The following is a 23,657-nucleotide window of genomic DNA, read 5'->3' as shown; positions in this document are numbered from 1 at the left end:
ACGGTCAGCGCAGTAATTGCGCAGACCTACTTTAACAATGCTCCACAACAACAGCCTGGGCGATTCCAGGCACACTTTGCCCCTCATTGTAGCTGACCTTTGACAAGAGTGCTCCTGTAGGGACAAAAAGAACGCGTTTCCACTCTCCCTTCTCAATCTTCGGAAGGATATAGGAAGCAAAAGTCACTGCTGAACAGCCGCAGCCGCTTCCGCCTGCGTGAGTGTCCTGGGACTCCTTGTCGTAGATTTCAATACCGCAGTCCATGTGCTGTTTTTCAATATCAAATCCCTTTTCCTTCAGCATGTCAAAGAGGATATGCTGCCCGATCTCACCAAGGTCACCTGTGATGATCCTGTCGTAGTCCTCCGGCATACGGTTAAAGTCCATCATATTCTGGTAGATGGTATCACAGGCCGCAGGTGCCATACATGCCCCCATGTTCAGGGAATCCTTGAGTCCGAAATCAATGATCTTCCCTGTGGTAATACCTGTGATCCTGGCCTTTCCGCCGTTTGTGCCCAATACACAAGCCCCGCTTCCCGTCACAGTCCAGGTGGCGGACAGGGGACGCTGGTTTCCGTATCCCAGGGGAAAACGGAACTCTTTCTCCGCGCTGCCGAAATGACTGGAGGTGACTGCCACCACATAGTCGCCATATCCCGCAGCTACGGCCATGGAGGACAGTGAGAGCGCTTCACCCATGGTGGCACAGGCTCCGTACAGACCATACACAGGGGTGTCAAACCCCAATATGCCAAAAGAAGAAGCAATGGTCTGTGCCAGAAGGTCACCTACATAAATAGTACGTATCTGCCACTTCTCCAGTTCTGCCTTTCCGATTGCCATGCTGACTGCCTCTTTTTGAAGAACGCTCTCCGCCTCCTCCCAGGACTGGCATCCGAACATGCCGTCCTCTTTGCCAACCACATCAAAATATTTTCCGAGAGGGCCTTCGCCCTCCTTTTTTCCCACAATGGAGGCTCCGCTTAGAATATGAACTGCGTGTTCAAACTGGATGCTCTGTTTCCCCACTGTCTGTTTTCTCACTTCTGTCATCCCACCATCCCCCATAATTTCAGAACATAATAGACAGCACCCAAAACCGCAGAGGTCAGAATACCATAAAGGATCACCGGACCTGCTATGATAAAGATTTTACAGCCAATTCCGAACACCTGTCCCTCTTTCTGATATTCAATAGCCGGCGCCGCCACAGAATTGGCAAAGCCTGTGATCGGCACTAATGTACCGGCACCGCCCCATTTCGCGATCTTAGGATAAATATTAAATCCTGTAAAAAGCACGCTCAAGAGCACCAGGATCAGGGAAGTCCAGCCTCCGCTGATCTCCTTGTCCAGTCCCTGGCTCATACAGAAATTCATGATTCCCTGTCCCAGCACACAGATCGCGCCGCCGCAAATAAAAGCACGGCACATGTTTTTAAAGAGGCTGTGGGTGGGTGTCACCTGTTTGACGTATTTTTCGTATTCTTTGGCCTTTTTCTGTTTTTCCTGCTCCGCCGCAGTTGCCATAACTCTCACCATCCTTTTTTCTGCTTCCATATCGAAAAGCTTTCTGATAGTATGAGATTGTTATGGAAAAAATATGTGCGTGAAAAAATTATTCAAAAAGAGAGGCAAGTCCGCGTATGTGCAGATTTGCCTCATCTGTAGGATTGTCAGCGCCTGTCGTTGTACTGCTCAAATCCCTCTTCGATCTCTTTTAAAATTTTTGCGTATCTCAGAAGTTCTTTCTGAACCTCTGCTTTGTCTTCACGCTCCTGCTTATAGCATACCCTGTGCTCCATACTGGCCCAGAAGTCCATTCCGATGGTTCTGATCTGTACCTCAACGGGATAGTATTCCGTGCTGTCAATAGTGCAGACCTGAATGCCCAGAACCATGTGATAGCTCCGGTATCCGTTCTTTTTCGGATTGGCAATGTAGTCTTTTTCTTTGATCAATATGAGATCATTTTGCTTTTTAAGCTGCTCGGCAAGCAGTTCCACATCTCTCTCAAAATAACAGATTACCCTGGCACCTGCAATATCCTGAAGGTTCTCCTTGGCATTTGTAAAACTGGCGCTGAGTTCCATGCGCTCCAGCTTCTCCTCAATACTCTGTTTCTGCTTGATTCTGGACTGGATATTGTGAATCGGATGGGACGCACTGCCATACATGGAATGGTTCAGCACATCCAGCCTGGCCTTTAAAAGGTTAAGCGCATCCTGATAGGGAACAATTAAATCATAGTATTGTTCATTAGTCATATACCGTCCTCCTTTATGGACAGACCATCCCCCTGTCTGCCCGCTCCTTCTACTATAACATAAACCGGCAGATCCATAAATAAAGACGGGCTGAACTTTTTCTAAAAGGCTTATAAACTGTTATTGTTCCCAGCCGGTTTGTCACTGCATAAAAGATTTACCGGATATCATACACACTGCGGAGTCTGAGTGTGTCCGCATTTCCGGATAGGATTTCCACTTCCTTCGTGTCACCATTCAGATCAAAATAATTGTCTGAGAGGACAAGATCCTCCTCTTCATTGAGGATTTCCACACTTTTCGCATAGGCAGAGGCTGAAACTCTGATAATATTTCCCTCTTTCTCCCAGGTGAGATTGGGATCCTCATACTTGAAATACTTTGGATAAGAGAATATGACTGTACCCTCTGACAAAACCTTTGCTCTGCCTTCCTTTTCCGGCATCTCATGGTCCGCTTCTATGGCCTGGAAGCTGACGTATTCCTGAAAGACATCCACCTTAGGAAACTCTGTCTTGTCCAGCCAAACGGAAGTGAGGGCAGGCACCGTGATCACCTGATCTTCCCTGCGCAGTACCCTTGCCTTCCTGTCACGAAGCTGCCAGCATACCCTTATTTGTCTGTCTTTTAAGGTTTCATTTGTCACATTCAAACGGATAGATTTTTCAAATGTAAAATGCTGCCTGTTCATGTTGGCCTCCCGGGTCATCCATCCCTCTTCCTGACAGGAGATCATCACCGGGGCAAAAAAGCGTTTCGCATAATAATGAAGTGCTTTCCATCTGCCGCCGTAATCGATAGAGGACCAGGACACCACAGGCCAGCAGTCATTTAACTGCCAGTACACAGCCCCCATACATCTTCCCCGGTTTCTCCTGAAATGCTCCACCCCATAGCGGATGGCATCTGCCTGCAAAAGCTGTGACGCATATAGAAGTGTGGTAAATTCCGTTGGATAGCGGTAGGTCTGCTGAAGATAGTTCATGATCTTTCCGTTAGCCCCGTAATTTCTCTGGTGTTTTTCCATCACATAGGAGAAGATATTAAAGTCGTCCGGGTCATCCGTAATCTGTTCCAGGGTCTTTTTAAATGGAAATGCCTGAAACCCGAATTCAGAAGCATAACGGAAAAAATGCTTCCTGTACTCAGAAAAAGGACGGTTTCCGTGCCAGACCTTCCAGTAATGCACGTCTCCTCTGTCAGGATCATTGGGATTGTCAAAAGAACCTCCTGATGAGGGACTGGCAGGCCAGTAAAAGGTCTGCGGGTCGTATTTTGCCAAAACCTCAGGAATGATGCGCTCATACATGAACAGGTAATCCCTCACCTCCGAGGGTTTTGTCACCCAGCATCTCTCATCCACAAACATCTCCATCTCATTATTGCCGCACCACAGGCCAAGGGATGCGTGATGCCGGATCCTTTTTATATTGTCCGCAAATTCCCTGCGGATATTAGCCTCAAACTCAGGCGTCAGTTCATACACGGAACAGGCAAACATAAAGTCCTGCCATACCAGAAATCCCATCTCATCACACAGATCGTAAAACCAGTCCTCCGGATAACAGCCTCCGCCCCAGACGCGGATCACATTAAAATTGGCCTCCCGGCAGGCTTCCAGCAGCTTTCTTGTCTTTTCCCTGCCGGTCCTTCCCAGAAGGTGATCCTCGGGAATGTAATCCGCTCCCATGGCAAATATACATCTTCCGTTTAATTCATGGGCAAAGCTCTCTCCCCACTTATCTTTCTCCCGGTGCATCGTCACCTGCCGCAGGCCTATCTTCTTTTCCCAGACATCTAACACCCTCCCCTGACAGAACAGTGTAACCTGCACATCATAGAGGGGCTGACCGCCCAGGTTGTTGACCCACCACAGTTTCGGGCTTTCAATGACCAGCTCTTTTGGGGAATTATCCAGTGTCCAGGTTCTGCCGCCCGGTTCTGTGATCCTGACTGTGTATGTGAATTCAGACCATTGAGGCTCTACCTGAAAAGAAAGGCGGACCCTTCCCTCTGTGTGGCTCTGCTGTATGTATACGCTGTCAATCCTGGCTTCACGGATACCCAGAAGGGAAATCTGACGGAATATACCTGCGTCGGGAAGGTGTGCGCCCCAGTCCCAGCCAAACATATAGTGGGCTTTTCTGAGATGCATAAAGCCCTCATAAGTGTCGTCATTTCCGATGTTTCCATATTTTTTATAGGCTTCGGCAATGTATTTCAGAGGAGAACGGAATATGATCCGCATCTCATTTTCCTCTTCATGCAGGATATCCTTCACATCGAATTCCCAGATGCGGTGCATATTAAATGCTTTTCCTGCATGTATTTGATTTACATAAATATCAGCAAGGGTATCCAGTCCGTCAAAGTGAAGGACAACTCTCTGGTTATCCAGCATTCCCGGAAGTAATGTAAAACGGCATTGGTATTCATAATCTTTTTCCATAAGCGCACAGATGCGGTCCTCATTATCTTTCCAGAATGGGTCATCTATCCGTCCGTTCCTGAGCAGGTCCGTATAGACCGTGCCAGGCACTTGGGCATCTATCCATGCGGTATCACCCAGACAACGCATCTGCCAGGCTGTTTCCTCTTGTATATGCACCTGTTCCTGACTCTGCCCGAAAGCTGTGTCCCGCTGCGGGGTGCCGCTGCAGGTATTTAAACTCTGTATTTTCATTATCTGCTCCTTCTATACTAAAATATTGGTATATTTCGTCTTCCTTTAAAATAAGCGCCCTGCTCAATGTAAGCGGGCGCTTTTTTTCTTTTCTGTCATGTCTTCAGATCATTTATCTGCCTTTGGGTACTCTGTGCAGAGGAGGCGGTACGGCTGTTCATCCTCCTCGATCTCAGGGAATCTTCCGATCGGCTCATAGAAACGGTTGTCGTTTTCATCGTCATTACACATGGAGACTTCACCTAAAAGCACAGCCCCGGTTCCCGGCTCCAGTTCAAAATCATGGTACATAAAAGGATAAACTGTTATGCTCTCACCGGGCTGCAGCTTCACCTGTGTTCCTGCGGGAACCGTAAATTCCCTGCCGTCGCAGTTTACCGTCACATCCGTATCCGCAAACTGGCCGTCCTCTGTGGAGTTGTAGACACGGATCAGCACATTGCCGCCGCCTCTGTTGATAATGTCCTCCATCTTATCCCAGTGAAAATGCATAGGCGCCATCTGGCCTTCTTTGATATAGAGAAGCTTTTCCGCATATGTCTTTGTGTATTTGTCATTCTTCAAGTTGCCGTTTCGCAGTGTAATCAGGGAAAAACCAACCTCATCGAATTTTCCCAGACCATAATCCGTAATGTCCCATCCCAACATGTTATCCCGGATCTCATCGTACTCATGGCCTTTCTGCTCCCAATCCTCCGGTGTAAAACTGCAGAATGGAGGAAGGGCAAAACAGTGTTTCCGGATCATGGCTTCCATTTCTTTTAAAGCCGCATTAATCTTAGATCTTTTCATGGTTCTGCTTGGTCCTTTCTGGTCCCTGCGCTTCTGCCGGCCTTGTTACGGCACAGGCAGGCAGCGCGGGGGTATGGCTGTTTTTATTTTGTAGCTTTCCACTCGTCAATCTGTTTCTGCATCTCATCGATGACATCCTGGACGCCTGTTGCCTCCAGTTTTTCCTGAAGCTTCGGCAGATACTCGTCAGGGTCCACGCTTCCTGTATACAGGGATTTTCCAAACTCATCCAGCACGTTTCTGAAGCCTGCCACCTGGGTACTCACCGGTTCCAGATTAAAGTCAAATCCGAAGGAAGGGGCTTCTTTGGATGCATCGTTGAATTCTTTGAACGTATCCCATTTATCAAGGGGTTCGTTTTCCAGAACGTATGTGTTGAATAATCCGCCCTGTACCCAATATGGCACTGCATAGTCTTTCTTTGTGACCGGATCCAATTTTACTTTTGTGTCGTAAATGTAATCTTTACCCTCTGCTGCTGCCTTTTCCTCTGCTGTAGGTTCAGCCTTTGTCCAATGAACGCCTTCAATACCGTAATTCAAAAGGTTTCTCAAATATTCATCTGTATTGACCAGATTCAGGAATTCCATTGCCTTTTCCGGATGCGCGGAGTTTTTATTGATAGCTGTCATAGCGCCGCGGGCGGATGCATTGGTGATCTGAGTCTCCATGATAGGACTGGAAACCACTTCATACCCTAAGTCCTTGCCCCAGATCAGATCCGCGTAAGGCTGTCCGTCGCCTTTTGTCACAAAACGTTTGATAGACTTGTCGTCTGTTGCTGTTGCGGCATCTTTGTTGATATAGCCGGCCTCATAATATTTTCTCATGGTTTTCAGAGTGGATTTCATCCTGTCTGTCTCAAACACATTTTTAACGGTCAGGGTGTCATCGCCGTATTCAATACCGATAGGATCCTGGATCTTATCCATATAGGTAGGAGCTGAGTAATCTTTTGTAAGATAGAACGGAACCACCTCCGGTTCATTCTCCTTGATCACCTTAAGCCAGGGTTCCAGATCCTCAAGTGTCTGGATCTCCTCATAGGGAATGTTGTATTTGTCCACATACTCTTTTGTGAATACCCATGTAGGGCAGCTTCCGATCTCTTTTTCACTGGGCACGCCGTATGTCACCCCGCCTACCTTTGCCGCTTCCCAGAAGCGTTCATCAATGGCGTCATACATGTCTTTGCCTTCTTCCTTCAGAAGGTCATCCAGTTCCAGAAAAGCGCCTTTGTTGGCATTCTGAAGGTAATCATTTGACCAGGAACAGGTAAAGCACATATCCCATTCGTCTCCTGTGTTGATGACAACCTGCATTTTCTGGTTGTAATCACCCCAAGCCACATTGTTTACTTTGATCTTTACGCCGATTTTTTCTTCTGTGTATTCGTTTACCTTTTTGATAACGTCAGGCTCGTCTTTTTGCGCATCGCCTACCTGATACCAGACAAGTTCAACAACTTCCTCTCCCTTTTCATTTGTCTCTGCCTTCTTGCCGCAGCCGGACAGCATTCCCGCAGTCATTGCCGCTGCCAGGGAAACTGCCAGGGCGCGTTTTACAGTTCTATATTTCATTCTATTCTCCTCCTCAAATATTTCACTTTTATTGTTTCTTACAATCCCTACTCTTTCACTGCGCCGATGGTCAGACCATTTACAAAATACCGCTGGAAGAATGGGTACGCAAAGATGATCGGCAGCGTTGAGATAACAACGATCGCCATCTTAATGGTCTCTTTCGGCATGTTCTGTGCTATCTGAAGTCCATTGACACCCATCATGGCCTTGTTGCTCGCCAGCCAGTCAATGGAGCTTTCTATCTTGATCAGCAGATACTGAAGTGGTATGAGATTCTGGCTGTCTATATACATCATAGCATTAAACCAGTCATTCCAGTAGCCCAATGTAAGGAAAAGTCCGATGGTCGCCAGTCCCGGCATAGCCATGGGGATAACGATCTTGAAAAACAGCCTCCACTCGGAAGCGCCGTCGATCTTGGCTGATTCCACTACAGAATCCGGTATGGTGGTCTTAAAGAAGGTTCTGAGTACAATGACATTAAAGGTATTCAGACACAGGGGCAGGATAAGCGCCCATATGGTGTCCTTCAGCATCAGCACTTTTGTTACAACCAGGTAATTGGCAACCATACCGCCGGAAAACAGCATGGGTATGGTGATCACTGTGGTAAAAAATTTCTTGAATGCATAGGTTTTTCTGGACAGTGCATAGGCATAGGTACCGGTAAGAAACAGACCGATAATAGTTCCTGCAATTGTGACCAGAATGGTGACGCCGTAGCTGCGCAGAATGTTCTCCCCGGCGCTTACAATATAATGATAAGCATAGAGGCTGAGTTTCTCCGGTACAAACTGGTAACCGTTTATAGCCAGAGTCTGCTCATCTGTCAGTGAAATGATAATGACAAAGATAAAGGGCAGAATACTAATCAGTGACATGACTGCCAAAACAGCGTTCAAGACCACGTTTGTGGGCTTTTTGACCTTGTTGTATTCACAGGTCTCAGACTCGATCTTCTCTATCATTTTTGCTTTTTTACGTTCTTCTCTTTTTGAAGACATTCTCCTTACCTCCTCCCTAGAATAATGCGTTTTCACTGTCAACTCTGGCTACCAGTTTGTTGGCGATCATGATAAGTATAAATCCTACCGTTGACTGGAACAGCGCTGCCGCGGAACTCATTCCTAGCTCACCGTTCGTCTTCAGTGCACGGAAGATATAAGTGTCAAGTACATTGGTAACCGGATACAGCGGACCGGAATCCTGAGGAAGCTGATAGAACAGGCCGAAATCTGATTTGAAGATTCCTCCTACTGCCATGATCAGCAGTATGGTGATGACCGGTTTTAAAAGCGGCAGGGTAATGTACTTGATCTGCTGCCATTTGCTTGCTCCGTCAAGGACTGCTGCCTCATAATATGTTTTGTTGATACCGCAGATGGATGCTAGATATACGACAGTGTTGTAGCCGATGCCTTTCCACTGACTCATGAAGATGATAATGAAGGGCCACATGGATTTCTCCGTATACCAGGAAATCCCGTCAATCCCAAAGTGTGCAAGTACAGAGTTAAAATAACCTTTTTCCGGGTTTAAGAATGCGAATATACAGTAGCTGACAACTACCCAGGACAGGAAGTAGGGCAGAAACATGGAGCTTTGATAGATTTTAGCCATGCCCTTGTTGCGAAGTTCATTTAGCATTAATGCCACAATAACCGGGAGCACGACACCAAGAATGATGAATGCAGCATTGTATAAAACCGTGTTTCTCAAAATGATCCATGCGTCACCGCTGGAAAACAAAAACTTAAAGTTGTCAAAGCCTACGAATTCACTGGTCAGCAGGCTTGTGAAAAAATTACTGCCTGTCAAACGGAATTTCTTGAAAGCTACCAGGATACCGAACAGCGGCAAATACGCAAATAGGAAAAACCACGCGGTTCCCGGAAGGCTCAGCAGCAACAGTTCTTTGTTTGTTTTGACACGGGTGAAGAAGCCTATCTTTTCTTTTTTCTTCTTCTGTTTCAATTGAATACCTCCCTCTCATCCCGTCAAAATCCCTGCCGGCCGGGGGTTTTGGCGTTCTGTTTTGTATATATTTACTATACATGGAAGATAGGGGAAATTATAGTTGAGAAATTGTAGGTTTTCTGGATGAATTCTAGACAAAGGAGTGGAAAAATTAGTGTCAACTGGAGAAATTCTAGGGTATGTTTGAAATTAATGAAATACAGACAGGTTCCATGCCATATTCATGATTTTAATGGAATTTTAATAGAATTTGTTTTGACAGGCGAACGACGGGCATTCGCCTGCAGATATTTTGATTTGTTTAGAATTGATATAACATTGAACAGTTTTGCGCATTTACTGCGTTGACCGCATTAAATGCCGTATTCCTGATACAGCTTTTCAAGCAGATTGGGATTCGAGGCTGCTTCTATGAGTTCCTTTTCTCTGCCGTCCCCGGACAGCTTAAAGGCTAGCTCTTTAAGTCTATTTTTCTCAATTTCCCTGCCTTTCAACTCCCGTTTTTTCAGCAGTTCTTCCATCTGCATATACCTCACCCCCAGATTACGGTTTTTCTTCATTTCTTTGATTCTGCTGTGAATTTCCTGAATGGTTTCATTCTCTGACTCCGCCGCGCATGTATCTGTACTGTTTTCTATGTACTTCAGTAAACGGATCAGTTCTTCTGAAACGCTCTCCTGATTTTTCCCTTTAGTGTTCAGAAAAATCTTCCCCCGGCTTCAGGGATGTGATATCCATCTCTCCCTGGTAATAGCGGCTTCGTTTTGCAAGATTATGCTCATCTTCATTCTGCATCTCTATATTGTACTCTACCTGTACTTCGTCGCTTGCATATATATCCAGTCTCACACTTCTGAAATCAGAGCTGTACAAAATCGTATGCTCTGCATGGACTCTTACTTTTGTGATCGGACGACCGAGTATTGTCTCCAGTATCAGACGACATATTGCCTCATCTTCCAGCGCTGCTGCAAATAAAAACGGATCACATAGATCCAGTTCCTCAAATTTCTTCCTTGCCATGTGATTCCTCCTGAGAGAATATGACACGGAAGATACCTGTCTGTAATATGATTATAGCCTAGGGGCTTTTAAAAAGCAACCTTATTCTTTGCAAATATCCGTTTAACTTTACTTGCCAGTTACTATTTTTCCCGGGCACAGCAGGCACCTGGTGAAAAGGCGGCAAGATTCCCTGCCTTTTAGAAGATTTCCACCCGGACTTTGCAGTCAGTGAAATCAAAACGGAAGCGCACCGCAGCATTGTCTTTCTCCACCATAAAGGTTCCCTTATTGGAACTTCCGCTTCTGGGATATCCGTCGCCGCAGTAGGTAGCCGACAGTGTTCCATAAGTGGAGACCGCAAAATCATATGTACCCCTATAGGGAATCAGCACGCTCAGTGTGTATGTGTTATTTCCTATATAATACATCCTGGTCACTTCACTGTTGGAATCATTTTTCACAGCTCCCACATAAGGCTGAAAGCTTCCGTAAACTACTACCTTTTCGGGGAGCTTGATCCCTGTCTCCGGGTCATAGACTGCTTCCGCTCCGTATTTGATCTGAAGCTCCGGGTTGGCAGCCAGTTCTCTCAGGCGGTGTCCTTCCTGCCAAAGCCGTTTTACTGTATCCTCCTGGCCGAATCCCATGGGGCAGGCGGGACTTTTTTTATTGATCTGATAAAATTTCTGGATATCCCGGTCTCCTCCGTTCCCCCGCTCCATAGTCACCGGCGCATCGCCCAGCATACGCCGAAAGGGAATCTCAAAAAAACCGCACGCGTTGTTCACTTCCAGCCAGCGGTATGTATATTCCAGAAAATGATTCCTCTCTTCAAAGTTCTGATGGGCAAACCAGGCAATCTGGTCATATCCCCACCAGTCCTTAAAGGCCAGCTCTTCCCTGGAATACCGGGCCGGGTCCTCCACCACCAGACCGCCCCAGTTGTCGTATTCCATCAGATAGGGCATTGCCTGTGCCGACCAGCCGTTGGGATTGACGCCGCCCTCACTGAATCCTTCCCGGACAAGCACCAATTCCGTACCCTCACGTTCCAAAAGAGGCATCCGGGTAAATGGCATGGCGTGATAATCAAACAGCAGCTTTCCCCTCCGATTCACCCCATGGGTGTGGGCATCCATAAGAACCTTATGCCGTCTGCCATGGACGGCAGCATACCTGCGTATCATCTCGAAAAGCTCCTGAGTCTTCACCATGCCTCTGTCATTTGCCGTATACAGATGCACCTGCCCCATATGGAGCGCTTCATAACCGCAGTCGATATAGCGCGCTGCCCGGTAATAAAACCACATTCTGGCCTCCTGCCGGTTCAGATCAGGAATTCCTCCATTCTTCTCCGGCTCCTCTCTGTGACTCACAAATCCCGCCGGTTCCCCGGGAAACAAAGTATCTGCCAGACAAAAGCACCTGTCCTCCGGCTCCATCCCAAAATCACGGAACACGAACTCCGGTATCTTCACTGTCTCTATCCTCTCTGTCACCCATTCAAAAATACATGCCTGCAGGATAATCTCCGGGTCCACTTCATGAACTCTTCCTGCCAGTGCCGCAGACTTTGCAAAATGCACCTCATCGTCCTCGGTCATATACCAGATTCCGGAGGCACGTCCCAGGAATTTTACTCCCAATTCCCCTATCACCCGCAGGTCATCCGTCAGCGTCCCGCTCTCAAAAAGTCCTGCCGCTGTCACTGCCCGCGACAGATAATTCTCCAGGACCTCCTTGGAAATCCTGCCGTCAAATCTATAATCCATCCTCTCAGTTTCCCTTCTCTAAAAATGTGACGATTGATGCAATGTTGGCCCCTGTAGCGCCCTCTGCCATTCTCCCGTCCCTTCCCCGCATCACACTGGGGCCAACGGCATCCAGATGGAGCCATTCTACCCCTTCCCGGATAAAAGATTCCAGAAAACACGCAGCCACACTGGCTCCTGCCCCTTTTTCGGGGGCATAATTAGCCAGATCCGCAGTGCTGCTCCAGGCAAGCAGCTCCCGGTAATGGCTGCCCAAAGGCAGTCTCCATACCGGTTCTCCCGCTTCACCCGCAGCATCTATAAAATCACTGCTCATACGCTCATCATTGGAAAACATTCCCGTGACCCGGTCCCCCAGCGCATTATGACAGGAGTATGTCAGGGTAGCCAGATCCACGATCCGCCCGGCTCCCTGCTGCTGGGCATATGCCAGCGCATCCGCCAATATAAGACGCCCCTCTGCGTCCGTGTTGTAGATTTCCACTGTGGTGCCGTCCAGCATGGTGATCACATCTCCCATCCGGCAGGCCTGCGGGCCGATGGCGTTCTCCGCCAGGGGTAGAACTGCTATAAGGTTTTCTTTCGTATCCTCCCGTACAAGAATCTCAAAGGCCTCCAGTACATTGGCCGCACCGCACATATCAAACTTCATTCCCTCCATGGATTTCATAGACTTTAAATGATATCCGCCGCTGTCAAAGAGAATACCCTTGCCCACCAAAGCTGTAAATGCCTGTCCCGGAACGCATTCCCTGATGAGGAGCGCCATTTTTGCTCCACGGGCACTGCCCTGGTTCACCGCCAAGATTCCTCCGAATCCCTGCTCCTTTAGGTCCATATGGTCCAGTATCCTGCAGGATACTCCCAGTTTCCCAGCCAGATTCCTGATATACCCGGCAAATTCCTCTGTTCCCAGGTAATTTGCCGGAAGATTGCCCAGGCTTCTGGCATAGGCAATACATTTTCCTTCCAGCTCCCCGTATCGGACTGCGCGTATAAGCCCGCTGTCCTCTGCCGCGTCACTTTCTATATAAAATACCGCATTTCCAAAATCCTGCAGGATCTCACGCATTCCGAATATATCCTCTTTTTTGAGTTCCTTCATTCCCTCTTTACGTAAACTGTAGGCACCCTGATAGAGAGAACGCACCATGACACGCACCATCTGTATCTGCGTCTCCTCCTTTAAAGGCAGCGAAGCAGTGCCGTCCCCGTCCAGCCGTATTAGAAAGCATCCCTCCCGCTGTCTTCCCAGCCGGCAGAATTGTTCTGCCAGCCGGCAGACATCCATACTCTCCGGAATCACTTCTGTACAGACAGCGGTATCCGCTCCTCCGGGCACAACCCCTTCCGGACATTTCAGAATTATCTTCATAACACAAGATCCCCGCTTTCCGTCCTCTGACCATTCTCTACACGCAGAAGCAGTGTTTTGATCTCATAGGGTTTCAGGTATACACGGATCCCGGATGAGCTCCAGGGACTCTCCGGTTCCTCCATAAGATTACACTCGCACCATTCCTTTACTTCAAAACCGGGGCATATCTCAACTTCTCCCCGCCTCCCATGGAATTCATGGAATCTGAGCACAATCTCCTCTCCGTTTTCCGCCTGCTTCAGCGCGTCTGCCATGAGGTTCTCCCTGTTCCAGGACAAAAGGCTCCCCTGCAAAACTGCGGTGCCCGCTTTCGCACTGATAGGTGAGTTCAGATCAAACGCCTCCTGTTCTATCCCCGCGTCATACCACTCCCGGCAATGAGGCAGCAGCGAGTATGTAAATGTATGGGTGCCCAAATCAGCACTGTAATCCGGATCTGTGGCAGACTTTAAAAGTGTCAGGCGAATTGTGTTTTCTTTCAGGTCATAACCGTATTTACAGTCATTGAGCAGCGCGGCTCCGTATCCTGTCTCCCAGATATCCGCCCATTTGTGGGCTGCCACCTCAAATTTTGCAGCCTCCCAGCTTGTATTTCTTGTGATGGGGCGCCGGATATTACCGTTCTGGATATCAAATCTGGCATCCACAGCCCGGATATCCACAGGAAATGCCGCCTTCATCACCTTCTGCCGCTCCCTCCAGTCCACAGAGGTCTTGAAATCAATCCGCTTTTTGCTGTTGTAGAGGCACATGGTCTGACTGATGGTACTCTTATTGTATTTCCAGGTAAATGACACCTCAATGCCCAGCCCGTGTCTCCAGATCCGGATGTCCGTACATTCGGTAATCTCCTCCATCTTTCTGTCAATAGTAGGCTCAAGTTCCCAGGCGTCAAAGCAGCGCGGTTTGTCCTCAAAGATCTGCAGTACATTGGCACAGGCACCCCGGGACAGCATCTCTCTTTCTGCCTCCCTGTCATAAACTCCTGTGAGCTGCCCTTTTTCATTCCAGCTTATCCTGTAAAAAGGAGTCGAGACTTCTCCTCCTGCCCCATCCTGCTGCTGTGGGCAGATATTTTCCCCTGTAGGCTGCCGGAAAGTCTCTTCTTCAGACTGCAGAGCAGGCTCCCACACAATTTCCGTATAAGAGAAAGGTTTCATATCCCGGACAAGCACATAAGCTCCATCCTCTTTCCACACACAGGGAAGGGGCGTCTCAGCACTGCATTCATCTCCCTTTCTCAGGCAAAATCCGCCTTTGCCGTAATCTCCGGCACACACAGACTCCGCCTCTTTCCGGGGAATCCGGACCACAGAGGTTCTCAGCCAGCCGCCGCTGTTAAATACGGAAAACACCCGCTCCTTACTGCATTCCCGGACGAGAGCAGCGCCGGAGGCCTTATTCACTTCTCTTAAAAGGGACGCGGCCTTTTCATATTCCGTATGGCTGTCAAGATAGACCTCCCTAATGGACGACCCCGGCAGGATATCGTGGAACTGCTGGCAGAGTACGATCTTCCAGGCACGCAGGATCCGTTCAGAATCATAGGGAACGCCCCCAAATACTCTGGCTAACACGGAGCATATCTCCGTATCCCTCAGCCCGTATTCCATTCTGCGGTTCATCCGTTTATTATATGCCTGGGAAGTATAAGTCCCTCTGTGGAACTCCAGATAAAGCTCCCCGTCCCACACCGGAAGATACCCTTCCATGGGGTTTTCTCTCAGCGTGGCATTGAGACCGCGGAAATACTCCGTCACGGACTGGTTTTTTACATGGGGGATTCCCGGCATCTTCTCAACCATTTCTATCTGGCGTATCATATCCCGGTTTGGTCCCCCTCCACCGTCTCCATAGCCGTAAGAGATCAGTAATTCCCGGTTGGTATCCTTGTTCTTATAATTGTCCCAGACACTTTTCACTGCCCTGGGGCCGGAATTTCCGTTGTATGTATAATAATCCTCCCCGGGATCGGAGGTGGTCACAAAATGGGTTGTCACCCCGGTTCCGTCAATGCCCTTCCAGGTAAAGGTGTCATAGGGCAGGCGGTTTGTGTCATTCCAGCTTATCTTGGTCGTCATAAAGGTATTTACGCCAGATTTCTTTAAAATCTGGGGAAGTGCCCAGGAATACCCAAACACATCCGGCAGCCAAAGAAATTCACTTTCATAGCCGAATTCTTTTCGGAAGAAATTTTTCCCCACCAGGATCTGCCGGATCATGGATTCCCCTGAGGCGATATTGCAGTCACACTCCACCCACATGGCCCCGGATGGCTCCCATTTTCCCTCCTTGACCCTCTTTTTGATCTTCTCATAAATATCGGGGTGGTCCTCCTTAATAAATTCATAGAGCTGGGGCTGGGACTGCAGAAAGTGATATTCCGGATATTTCTCCATCAGGCGGTCCACCGTTGAAAATGACCTGGCAGCTTTCTCTCTGGTATGGCACAACCGCCACAGCCAGGCTACATCTATATGGGTATGGCCTGCCATGGTCACATGGACATCCGGTTTTCCGCGGCCGTCCAGACACCCATTCAGGTATCCGGCTGCCTCTGACACGCTTTCATAAAAGCCCCGGCTGCCCGGTTCCGTATAATCTACCAGGCAGTAAGCCTTTACAAGCATATTTAAGATCCACTCTCGGTATTCATTCTCCGCACTCAAAGCTTCATAGGTCTCAAGAGCCGCTGTGGTCAGATAATAGAGGTCATCCGTACCCTGATCCAGCACTCCGATCTGTGCCCTGCATATCTCCATCACATTGTCTTTTGGGATTCCGCCTCCGCTGAGTCCTGTCCACAGCCTGAATTTGAGCTTCAGTCTCTGCCCACAAACCTCCGGGGAAAAGAACACTTCCTTGTGGTTTCCGTCCACAGCCTGATAAGGCTCATCGTTTACATAGAGCAGGCTTTCAAAATTCCCATTATTTCCGGTTCCCGCGGGAGCACCAAAGTCAAAAAGGCCCAGCACTTCCTCCCCGCGAAATTCCTGGGGGATTTCCACCTCTGCTGTCAGCCAGTAATATTTATCCCAGCCACGAAATGAAAATCCCACCCCGACCTCCCCGGCACTCACCCTGCTCTTTCTGTCACTGTCCTCCCAGAACAGAAAAGAAGGGATATCCTGAAGCTTCCGATACCGAAGCTCGCGCAGTTCCTCTGCCAGATTCTTAATCCTGTCAAAATCATGAAAATCAAACGGCATTTTTTACTCCTTTCCAAACAATCCCCCATAGGCTTTGTCATAGGCCTCCAGCAGTTCCCTGGCCAAAGACCAGGAGTTCACCAGCGGATGAAGCATAAGCGCCTGGGCTGCATACTCATAAGAGCCTTTCCTCACAGCCTCCACTGTAAGACACTCATAATTTTTGATCAGCCGCATCAGGATATCACACTGGCGGGGCACCCGGACCGCAGGTACCGGGCAGATCCCCTCTGATGAGACGCGGCAGGTCACTTCCACCACATCACTGTCTGCCAATCCCGGAATACATCCCTGGTTTTCCACAGAGAGCACCAGGTATTTTCCCTCTTTGCTCTGCATCCCCTCGATACAGTCCAGCATCACACCCGCATATCCCATACCGTCAGGAACCTCCAGGCTGCCCTTCTCCGCAGTGGGACGTTTGGCTGCCCCTGATTCGATACTCATGTAAGAATTCTCTCTCAGCTGCATGTAATACAGGAATACCTGAAGTGCTCCCTCGGGGTCCGCATCTATGTCCATGCTTTTCAGTTCCTCCATCATGCGCCTGTTGATCTCCTCGATCGTCTCGCCTCTGGCGGCACCTGCCCTCTGGATATTGGCCAGTGCCTTCTCTCTGTGGTAGTAATAATACAGATACTCATTTGGCAGAAGTTCCATTAGACGCAGAAGCTTGGGATCGAACATGGCAAATTCCTGGATCTCTCCCAGAAAGCTGTCGTCTGCCAGAAGTTTCGGAAGGATCTCTTCCCCCTCTTTCTTCACGCTCCTTATCCAGGACAGATGGTTCAGTCCGAAAAACTCCACATACAGATCCTCCTCCTTTACTCCCAGCCAGGCCGCCATTCGGTACTTTGTGCTGCTGGGCGCATCGCAGATCCCTATCACCCGGTCATAGCCTGCTGACCGGAGCGCCTGGGTCACAAGCCCGGACGGATTGGTAAAATTAAAGATCCATGCGTCCGGGGCATACTTTTCTATCATTCTGCAGTATTCCAAAAGCACCGGGATCGTGCGCACTGCCATGGAAAATCCCCCAACGCCTGTGGTCTCCTGGCCGATGACACCGTGTTCCAGAGCAATCTTCTCATCCATCACACGGGAATGATCCCCGCCCACACGAAGGGTTGTCACCACATAGTCAGCACCCTCAAGAGCCTCCCGGGGCGTTTTTGCCGCCCACACCTTCAGATCTTCCTGTTTCCGCTCCACCACATGACAACACAGCCGTTCGATGATCCTCTGTTTTTCTTCCTGGATATCGTAAAGCACCACCTCGTCTATATGCAGCTTTTTATATCTCTTTAAAAGTCCGTTGATAAATATGACGGTTCTCACACCTGCACCGCCTATGACTGCAATCTTCATATTGATCTCCTTTCGCTTATAGCTGTTCACTCTTCACTTTCTCATTTTCACGACCCTTGGCAAAACGAAGCAGTTCCTTTTCTTCCGGAAAACCGGTATTTCCCCCATGTGCAGACACGGAGAAGGCACCGCAGATGTTACCGTACTGCAGACATCTTTCAATGGCTTCCCCTTTCAGAAAACCGTAGATATATCCGGCATTGAAGGAATCACCTGCACCGGTGGTGTCCACAGCCTCTACCCGGTAAGACGGTCTGTGGTACACCACACCGTCTTTTACTGCAAGGGAACCTTTTTTTCCCAGCTTGATCACTGTCTGTCCGCACTCCCGGGCAAACCGAACGGCTGCCTCTTCCGGCGAGTCTGTCTTTCCATAGTGTTCCGCCTCTGTCTCATTCATAAAAAGGACATCGATCCACGGAAACAGCTCATAGATCCTGCTGCTCCAGCTTCCGGTGGGGTCCCATCCCACATCAAAGGAGACGGTGGCCCCTGTCTCCCTTTTCACCCGGCGCAGCAGCCGTGCATAGGAATCATGGCATTCCTCCCCCTCATAACCTGTCACGTGAATATGCCGTGCCCGGCCTGCTTTTTCTATCTTCACCCTGTCCATACTTAAGTCAGCATTAGTACCTCTGTAAGTGAGAAAGGACCGGTCATGGGCATTGGTAAAGCTCAAAGAGATTCCTGTCCGCTCGTCCTTCCCGGTCACAAGCAGTTCTGTATCCACGCCTGCTCTTTCAAAGGTCTCCCGGATCATATGACCGTAACAGTCATCCCCTACTGCCCCCTGGAAGACCGGATGAAGCCCCAGTTTACCAAGTCCCAATGTAAACAGGGCCGCCCCGCCTCCCACATAAGTCTCCATAGAGGAGACAAGCTCCTCCTGTCCCGGCGCGGGAAGCTTCTCCACTCCGGGAATGATAATATCCGCATTTACGTCTCCGTAGACATAGACATCCCATTTCTTTTCACTCATTTTCTCTGCTCCTTTTGTCTTCATCTGCGCAGCACAACTGCTGCCTGACAGGTAAAAAACCGGCTTTCAGCGCGAACTAAAAGCCGGTTTTCTGTCAACCCTTCACTGCCCCGATCATAGCGCCCTGCGCAAAATATTTCTGCACAAAGGGATATACACACAGGATCGGAACTGTAGTGATCACCACTGCTGCCATCTTCAGGGAATCTGATGTGACAGCTGTTGCATTCTGGGCCAGCGCCTGAGCCACAGAGGTAATATCCTGCTGAGAACTCATGGCCTTGCTCAGCATCTGCTGAAGCACGGTCTGTACCGGCCACTTGGAGGTATCACTCATGTAGAACGCTCCGGCAAACCAGTCATTCCAGTGATTTACCGCCGTATAAAGTCCCACCACCGCGATCACAGGTTTACTTAAGGGGAGCATGATGCGCGAATAAATCTGAAAATAGCTGCATCCGTCCAGCTTTGCCGATTCCTCCAGACTGTCCGGAATCCCCTCAAAGAAGGTCCTGGCCATCAGAAGATACGTCACACTCACCAGGGAGGGCACCACATAAACCCAAAAGCTGTTGAGCAGATGCAGGTTCTTATACTGGATATAAGTAGGGATCATACCTCCGCTGAACAGCATGGTAAATGTGATCAGCATGGTGATCAGCTTATTTCCCGGCAAATCCTTCTGTTTCAGGGAAAATGCCGCCAGAGTAGTCACCGTCAGGCTTAGCACGGTGCCGATGACCGTCCTGGCAACTGTATATCCGTAAGCCCGGATGATGCCGCCGTCCCGGAACACTTCCTTAATATTGTCAAACGTGGGCACTCTGGGCCAGAACCAGATACCGCCCCGGGCGGCATCCTTTCCGTCATTGAATGCCAGTACCAATACATTCAGACAGGGCAGTATAATGATCAGACAGACCGCAATGACTATCATATATACAATAGCCTGCACAATAATGTCTGTCCGGCTGCTCTTGATCTTGCTTTTTTGGCCTTTACTCATCCTTAACACCCTCTCTCACCTGTCAATCATAAAAGTTGACAGCTTTCTTATCCTTGTTATAGACATCCGCCACATAATCCTCAAACTTCTCCACGCCTGCTGCCTTTAGCTGACCGCGGAAGGACTCAATGATATTCTTCACCTCGTCATCAGACTTTGCAAAACATGCCTGGACAAATACTTCATCCCAGTTGAGCAGATCCATCTGTGTCTTGACATCTTCCATTCCCTCTGAGGACAGATACGCCGGCGCGTCCAGTCCCGGGATCAGTTTTTTCACATAGGGGTAATCCTTTGCGACTTCAACACTTCTGGCAAAGGTATCGTTGGAGGACGCCCCAGGCCTTGCCTCGCCGAAATTGTTGATATTGTCTTTGTTGGTGAGCACAAATTCAAAGAAATAGTTTCCGCTTCCACCGAAGCCGGCGCCCACATCATTGAGTAAGTAGTCCATATTTCCGTCACTTAAAGCCTGCTGCACCTCTTCTTTGAGAACAGGTTTTCCGTCAACCATATCGTAGCTTACGCCCTCAACCCCGTACTGGGCGATCATCTGCCCCTCTTTTGTGGAGAGCCAGTCAAAGAACCGGAAGATTTCCTCAGGATTTTCCGCCTTAGAAGAAATCGCCATACATCCTCTGGCACTCTTGCCGTGTGTCACTTTTTTGTTGTCACCCTGGATGTCATTGAGAGGCCCCAGGGGGATCCAGTCATCTGTCTGGTAGATAATATCCGTATAATTGTTCACGTCAGCGATGATCGCAGAGTTATAACTCTTGCAGGCCTCCTGGGCACGGGTGGAATCCATGGTGAAAAATTCCGGATTCATGAGACCTTCGTCTATAAGCTTACGGATATAATTGATCTCATCATAGATGGAATCCCTCTCCGCCTCGTGCTTCACTTTTCCGTCCGTGTCAATATTGTAGTTCTTGCTCACGCCCCAGCGGTATCCCGGACAGATATACTCCAGGGTATCCACAGAGCCGCCCCAGTATTTCGGTCCCAGCGGATAGACCGGATTTCCGTTCTTGTCTTTAAATCCGCCTTCCTTGATCTTCACAAGCAGGTTATAGAAATCATCCTGTGTCCTGATGTCATTCACATCAATGCCCAACTGATCCACAATAGACTTCTGTATGTACATGCCGCCCCGGTAATCCTCCTCGGGGTTGTACTGCAGAGACTTGTCCGTAGCATCTACATTCATCTGCCACAGATACACGCCGTCGAGGTCATCCCGGAAGGTGACATTCTTATAGGAATCCCAGGGAAGGTAGCCGTCCTCATAATATCTAGAATATACTTTTGAATTCTTCATATAATCAGATACATCCGCAAACATTCCCTCTTTTGCAGCCTTTGATAGAAGCGGAAACTCCGGTCTTGTAGAGTTGTCCAGATAGGAGATGATCACATCCGGAATGGTGCCGGAGGCCAGTTGTGAGGCTAGCACTTTCGCGTCGCTGTCACCGGGAGTATATTTAACATCCAGCTTGATCCCTGTCAGCTCCGTGATCTTTTTCATCGTAGGGGTATCGTTTAAATCCTTGGGAAGGGAATTTCCAATGTCATCCACATATGCCTGTACCGTGATGGTGCGGTCTGCGATCCAGGTGTCCGGTTTTCCTTCTTTACTCTCTGCACTTACATTTTTGGCTGTCTCTTTTTCATTTCCTCCGCAGCCGGCCAAAGCACCGGCTGTCATGGCACCGCACAGAGCCAGCGCCAGAATTGTTTTTGCTGCTTTTCGCTTCATACCTCATCCTCCTTTAATTTCTCTGATCACACTACCAAAGTCCCACATCTGTGATCTTCTTACATATCTTATTGCTGATCACAACCAGTATCAATCCCACGACTCCCTGTATAAGCCCGATCGCCGTGGCATATCCAAACTGGCCCCCCTGCAGTCCTACCCGGACCACATATACATCCAGCGTATCAGCCAGCGTCATATTGCCGGGTGTACGCAAAAGCCAGATTTGATCCACGCCTGAGGAGAGCAGACCTCCGATGCCCATGATGAACAGCAGACCTATTGTTCCCCTGATCCCCGGCAGTGTAATGTGCCACATTTTTTTCAGCTTTCCGCACCCGTCCATCTCAGCCGCCTCATACAGAGCTGTATCCACACTGCTGATCGCCGCTAGATAGATGATGGAATCCCATCCGATATTTCTCCACAGGTCCATGGAAAACAAAATCTTCAGGAAATACTTGGCGTCCATCATAAAGAATGTGCCGCCGTCTCCTCCCATGCCTGCTATGATCTGGTTCAGTATACCGGTATCCGGCGCAAGAATCCTCTGGAGCATTGTGACGATGATAACCGATGACAGGAAATGAGGCAGATATGTAATGGTCTGCGTCACCTTCTTAAACTTCATGTTCCTGATCTCGTTGAGCATCAGTGCCAGGATAATAGCGAACGGGAACTCCAGCACACATTTGATAAATCCGATCCTGAATGTATTCAAGATCAGTCTGGGGGCGTCATAGCTTTCAAAAAAGGTCTTGAAATACTTAAGACCCACCCAAGGGCTTCCCCAGATACCCTTGTTAAAAGAGTAATCCTTGAAAGCCAGCACAGAACCGGCCATGGGTACGTAGCAGATCAGCGCGTAATAGATGAGCGCCGGCAGCAGCATCACATACAGAGGCCAGTAGCGGACGAGCCGCTTTCCCAGTGGCTGCTTTGGCCGCTTTTCTTTCTTTTTCTTTCCCAAACTTTTTACCGCTTGCATTTGGTATCCTCCTTCCTTCTGTTGTCTATTATATTTTTTTCCGCCAAATTTCCACAATGGATAAAAATTAGTTATTTCATGGACATTTCTCTTCTCTGCCAGGCTCACACTCCAGCACTGCACAGATGGGATAATGGTCAGACAGCCAGACTTCCCCGTCCCTGTCCTCCCATTTTTCAACATTTTGGCAGACAAAGGGCCTGCCGGCAAATATATGATCGATCCGCTCCGGTGTGTCCTCAGGCTCAAATCCGTGGTAAGTGATCCCAATGCCCTCTGTGACATTTGTAAAAGCGCTGCATCTCTCAAGAACTGCAAGCTCCGGACTGTCCGGCTCTGCGTTAAAATCCCCGGCCAGGATCACAGGAATCCCCGGAAATTCCGGTTCCCGGTCCGCTCTTTTCAATATAAGCTCCAGACCCAGCCTTCTGGCTTCCCCGCCAAGATGGTCCAGATGAATGTTATACAGCCGGAACAGATATTCTTTTCCCGGATCCCCGGTATATGAAAACACAGCTCCGGTACAGACCCTAGGGCAGATGCTCTGGCAATCGTATCGGCTTCCCGGCACATGGGGCTCCCCTGACAGCCAGAAGGTATCCATGGAGATCAGATTCACTGTGTCCCTCCGGTACGCCACAGACACCTGCTCATCCCCCAGTTTTTCATCCCTGCCGCATCCGATCACATAATATCCCTCCAGATTTTCTTTCAGCCACACTGCCACATGGGGAAGGACCTCCTGAAAACAGATGACATCCGGCTGTTCCTTCCGGATCTTTGCTGCGATCAATTTTTTGCGGCTTGAAAAACAATTTTCTTTGTCCTGCCCGAAATCACATCGTATATTAAAAGTAACCAGTTTCATGCATTTTCCTCCCGAAGCTT

At 48.9% G+C, this 23,657-nt stretch carries 19 protein-coding genes; all 19 read right to left on the bottom strand.

What is annotated here, in order from left to right:
• Window positions 1-31: 31 nt before the first annotated feature.
• Window positions 32-1,057, bottom strand: coding sequence for a stage V sporulation protein AD (locus tag BLCOC_RS04850; protein ID WP_018597862.1), 1,026 nt, complete (start codon window positions 1,055-1,057; stop codon window positions 32-34).
• Window positions 1,054-1,563 (bottom strand): SpoVA/SpoVAEb family sporulation membrane protein, encoded by a 510-nt coding sequence (locus BLCOC_RS04845; RefSeq protein WP_081732719.1) that lies wholly within the window; start codon window positions 1,561-1,563, stop codon window positions 1,054-1,056. The genes BLCOC_RS04850 and BLCOC_RS04845 overlap by 4 nt, the downstream gene beginning before the upstream one ends.
• Before the next feature lie 116 nt (window positions 1,564-1,679).
• Window positions 1,680-2,270, bottom strand: coding sequence for a GTP pyrophosphokinase (locus BLCOC_RS04840; RefSeq protein WP_018597860.1), 591 nt, complete (start codon window positions 2,268-2,270; stop codon window positions 1,680-1,682).
• A gap of 157 nt (window positions 2,271-2,427) precedes the next feature.
• Window positions 2,428-4,953, bottom strand: a complete 2,526-nt coding sequence (locus BLCOC_RS04835) for a beta-mannosidase (protein ID WP_115624589.1) — start codon at window positions 4,951-4,953, stop codon at window positions 2,428-2,430.
• 108 nt (window positions 4,954-5,061) lie between these two features.
• On the bottom strand, window positions 5,062-5,745 hold the full coding sequence (locus tag BLCOC_RS04830) for a D-lyxose/D-mannose family sugar isomerase (protein WP_018597858.1): 684 nt from the start codon (window positions 5,743-5,745) through the stop codon (window positions 5,062-5,064).
• Between the two features lie 83 nt (window positions 5,746-5,828).
• Window positions 5,829-7,325, bottom strand: a complete 1,497-nt coding sequence (locus tag BLCOC_RS04825) for an ABC transporter substrate-binding protein (RefSeq protein WP_029470407.1) — start codon at window positions 7,323-7,325, stop codon at window positions 5,829-5,831.
• Between the two features lie 47 nt (window positions 7,326-7,372).
• Window positions 7,373-8,332 carry a carbohydrate ABC transporter permease gene (locus tag BLCOC_RS04820; RefSeq protein WP_029470408.1) on the bottom strand — a complete coding sequence of 320 codons (960 nt, stop codon included), beginning with the start codon at window positions 8,330-8,332 and terminating at the stop codon, window positions 7,373-7,375.
• A gap of 16 nt (window positions 8,333-8,348) precedes the next feature.
• The gene (locus BLCOC_RS04815) at window positions 8,349-9,302 is read right to left on the bottom strand and encodes an ABC transporter permease (RefSeq protein WP_029470409.1); all 954 of its coding nucleotides are present in this window, start codon (window positions 9,300-9,302) and stop codon (window positions 8,349-8,351) included.
• 356 nt (window positions 9,303-9,658) lie between these two features.
• The gene (locus BLCOC_RS04810) at window positions 9,659-9,865 is read right to left on the bottom strand and encodes a hypothetical protein (RefSeq protein ID WP_115624588.1); all 207 of its coding nucleotides are present in this window, start codon (window positions 9,863-9,865) and stop codon (window positions 9,659-9,661) included.
• A 130-nt stretch (window positions 9,866-9,995) separates the two neighbouring features.
• Window positions 9,996-10,328, bottom strand: coding sequence for a PD-(D/E)XK nuclease family transposase (locus BLCOC_RS04805; protein ID WP_115624587.1), 333 nt, complete (start codon window positions 10,326-10,328; stop codon window positions 9,996-9,998).
• A 179-nt stretch (window positions 10,329-10,507) separates the two neighbouring features.
• Window positions 10,508-12,082, bottom strand: a complete 1,575-nt coding sequence (locus BLCOC_RS04800; protein WP_115624586.1) for a hypothetical protein — start codon at window positions 12,080-12,082, stop codon at window positions 10,508-10,510.
• Window positions 12,083-12,086: 4 nt separating this feature from the next.
• Window positions 12,087-13,457 carry a M17 family metallopeptidase gene (locus tag BLCOC_RS04795; protein WP_115624585.1) on the bottom strand — a complete coding sequence of 457 codons (1,371 nt, stop codon included), beginning with the start codon at window positions 13,455-13,457 and terminating at the stop codon, window positions 12,087-12,089.
• A complete protein-coding gene (locus BLCOC_RS04790) occupies window positions 13,454-16,669 on the bottom strand; it encodes an alpha-mannosidase (protein ID WP_115624584.1) in 3,216 nt (1,071 codons plus the stop codon). The genes BLCOC_RS04795 and BLCOC_RS04790 overlap by 4 nt, the downstream gene beginning before the upstream one ends.
• Window positions 16,670-16,672: 3 nt before the next feature.
• The gene (locus BLCOC_RS04785; protein WP_115624583.1) at window positions 16,673-18,037 is read right to left on the bottom strand and encodes a family 4 glycosyl hydrolase; all 1,365 of its coding nucleotides are present in this window, start codon (window positions 18,035-18,037) and stop codon (window positions 16,673-16,675) included.
• 16 nt (window positions 18,038-18,053) lie between these two features.
• Entirely contained in the window at window positions 18,054-19,016 is a 963-nt protein-coding gene (locus BLCOC_RS04780; protein ID WP_165907159.1) for a carbohydrate kinase family protein, read from the bottom strand.
• Window positions 19,017-19,110: 94 nt separating this feature from the next.
• The gene (locus BLCOC_RS04775) at window positions 19,111-20,022 is read right to left on the bottom strand and encodes a carbohydrate ABC transporter permease (RefSeq protein WP_018597848.1); all 912 of its coding nucleotides are present in this window, start codon (window positions 20,020-20,022) and stop codon (window positions 19,111-19,113) included.
• Window positions 20,023-20,044: 22 nt separating this feature from the next.
• Window positions 20,045-21,781: an extracellular solute-binding protein gene (locus BLCOC_RS04770; RefSeq protein WP_115624581.1), complete on the bottom strand. Its 1,737-nt coding sequence runs from the start codon at window positions 21,779-21,781 to the stop codon at window positions 20,045-20,047.
• A 31-nt stretch (window positions 21,782-21,812) separates the two neighbouring features.
• Window positions 21,813-22,769 carry an ABC transporter permease gene (locus BLCOC_RS04765; protein WP_029470418.1) on the bottom strand — a complete coding sequence of 319 codons (957 nt, stop codon included), beginning with the start codon at window positions 22,767-22,769 and terminating at the stop codon, window positions 21,813-21,815.
• Window positions 22,770-22,845: 76 nt separating this feature from the next.
• Window positions 22,846-23,637, bottom strand: a complete 792-nt coding sequence (locus BLCOC_RS04760) for an endonuclease/exonuclease/phosphatase family protein (protein ID WP_115624580.1) — start codon at window positions 23,635-23,637, stop codon at window positions 22,846-22,848.
• Between the last annotated feature and the right edge of the window lie 20 nt (window positions 23,638-23,657).

It is taken from the genome of Blautia coccoides, from assembly GCF_034355335.1.
GTDB classification, from domain to species: domain Bacteria; phylum Bacillota; class Clostridia; order Lachnospirales; family Lachnospiraceae; genus Blautia; species Blautia producta.
Note: the sequence above shows the minus strand (reverse complement) of the source record. Positions and strands in the feature narration are given on the sequence as shown.

Bases quoted from the DNA above. Each gene is read 5' to 3' on its own strand.
- BLCOC_RS04760 (WP_115624580.1), bottom strand. From the start codon at position 23,637: ATGAAACTGGTTACTTTTAATATACGATGTGATTTCGGGCAGGACAAA.
- BLCOC_RS04840 (WP_018597860.1), bottom strand. From the start codon at position 2,270: ATGACTAATGAACAATACTATGATTTAATTGTTCCCTATCAGGATGCG.
- BLCOC_RS04835 (WP_115624589.1), bottom strand. From the start codon at position 4,953: ATGAAAATACAGAGTTTAAATACCTGCAGCGGCACCCCGCAGCGGGAC.
- BLCOC_RS04800 (WP_115624586.1), bottom strand. From the start codon at position 12,082: ATGGATTATAGATTTGACGGCAGGATTTCCAAGGAGGTCCTGGAGAAT.
- BLCOC_RS04765 (WP_029470418.1), bottom strand. From the start codon at position 22,769: ATGCAAGCGGTAAAAAGTTTGGGAAAGAAAAAGAAAGAAAAGCGGCCA.
- BLCOC_RS04780 (WP_165907159.1), bottom strand. From the start codon at position 19,016: ATGAGTGAAAAGAAATGGGATGTCTATGTCTACGGAGACGTAAATGCG.
- BLCOC_RS04810 (WP_115624588.1), bottom strand. From the start codon at position 9,865: ATGAAGAAAAACCGTAATCTGGGGGTGAGGTATATGCAGATGGAAGAA.
- BLCOC_RS04845 (WP_081732719.1), bottom strand. From the start codon at position 1,563: ATGGAAGCAGAAAAAAGGATGGTGAGAGTTATGGCAACTGCGGCGGAG.
- BLCOC_RS04830 (WP_018597858.1), bottom strand. From the start codon at position 5,745: ATGAAAAGATCTAAGATTAATGCGGCTTTAAAAGAAATGGAAGCCATG.
- BLCOC_RS04825 (WP_029470407.1), bottom strand. From the start codon at position 7,325: ATGAAATATAGAACTGTAAAACGCGCCCTGGCAGTTTCCCTGGCAGCG.
- BLCOC_RS04785 (WP_115624583.1), bottom strand. From the start codon at position 18,037: ATGAAGATTGCAGTCATAGGCGGTGCAGGTGTGAGAACCGTCATATTT.
- BLCOC_RS04775 (WP_018597848.1), bottom strand. From the start codon at position 20,022: ATGAGTAAAGGCCAAAAAAGCAAGATCAAGAGCAGCCGGACAGACATT.
- BLCOC_RS04795 (WP_115624585.1), bottom strand. From the start codon at position 13,457: ATGAAGATAATTCTGAAATGTCCGGAAGGGGTTGTGCCCGGAGGAGCG.
- BLCOC_RS04790 (WP_115624584.1), bottom strand. From the start codon at position 16,669: ATGCCGTTTGATTTTCATGATTTTGACAGGATTAAGAATCTGGCAGAG.
- BLCOC_RS04820 (WP_029470408.1), bottom strand. From the start codon at position 8,332: ATGTCTTCAAAAAGAGAAGAACGTAAAAAAGCAAAAATGATAGAGAAG.
- BLCOC_RS04850 (WP_018597862.1), bottom strand. From the start codon at position 1,057: ATGACAGAAGTGAGAAAACAGACAGTGGGGAAACAGAGCATCCAGTTT.
- BLCOC_RS04770 (WP_115624581.1), bottom strand. From the start codon at position 21,781: ATGAAGCGAAAAGCAGCAAAAACAATTCTGGCGCTGGCTCTGTGCGGT.
- BLCOC_RS04805 (WP_115624587.1), bottom strand. From the start codon at position 10,328: ATGGCAAGGAAGAAATTTGAGGAACTGGATCTATGTGATCCGTTTTTA.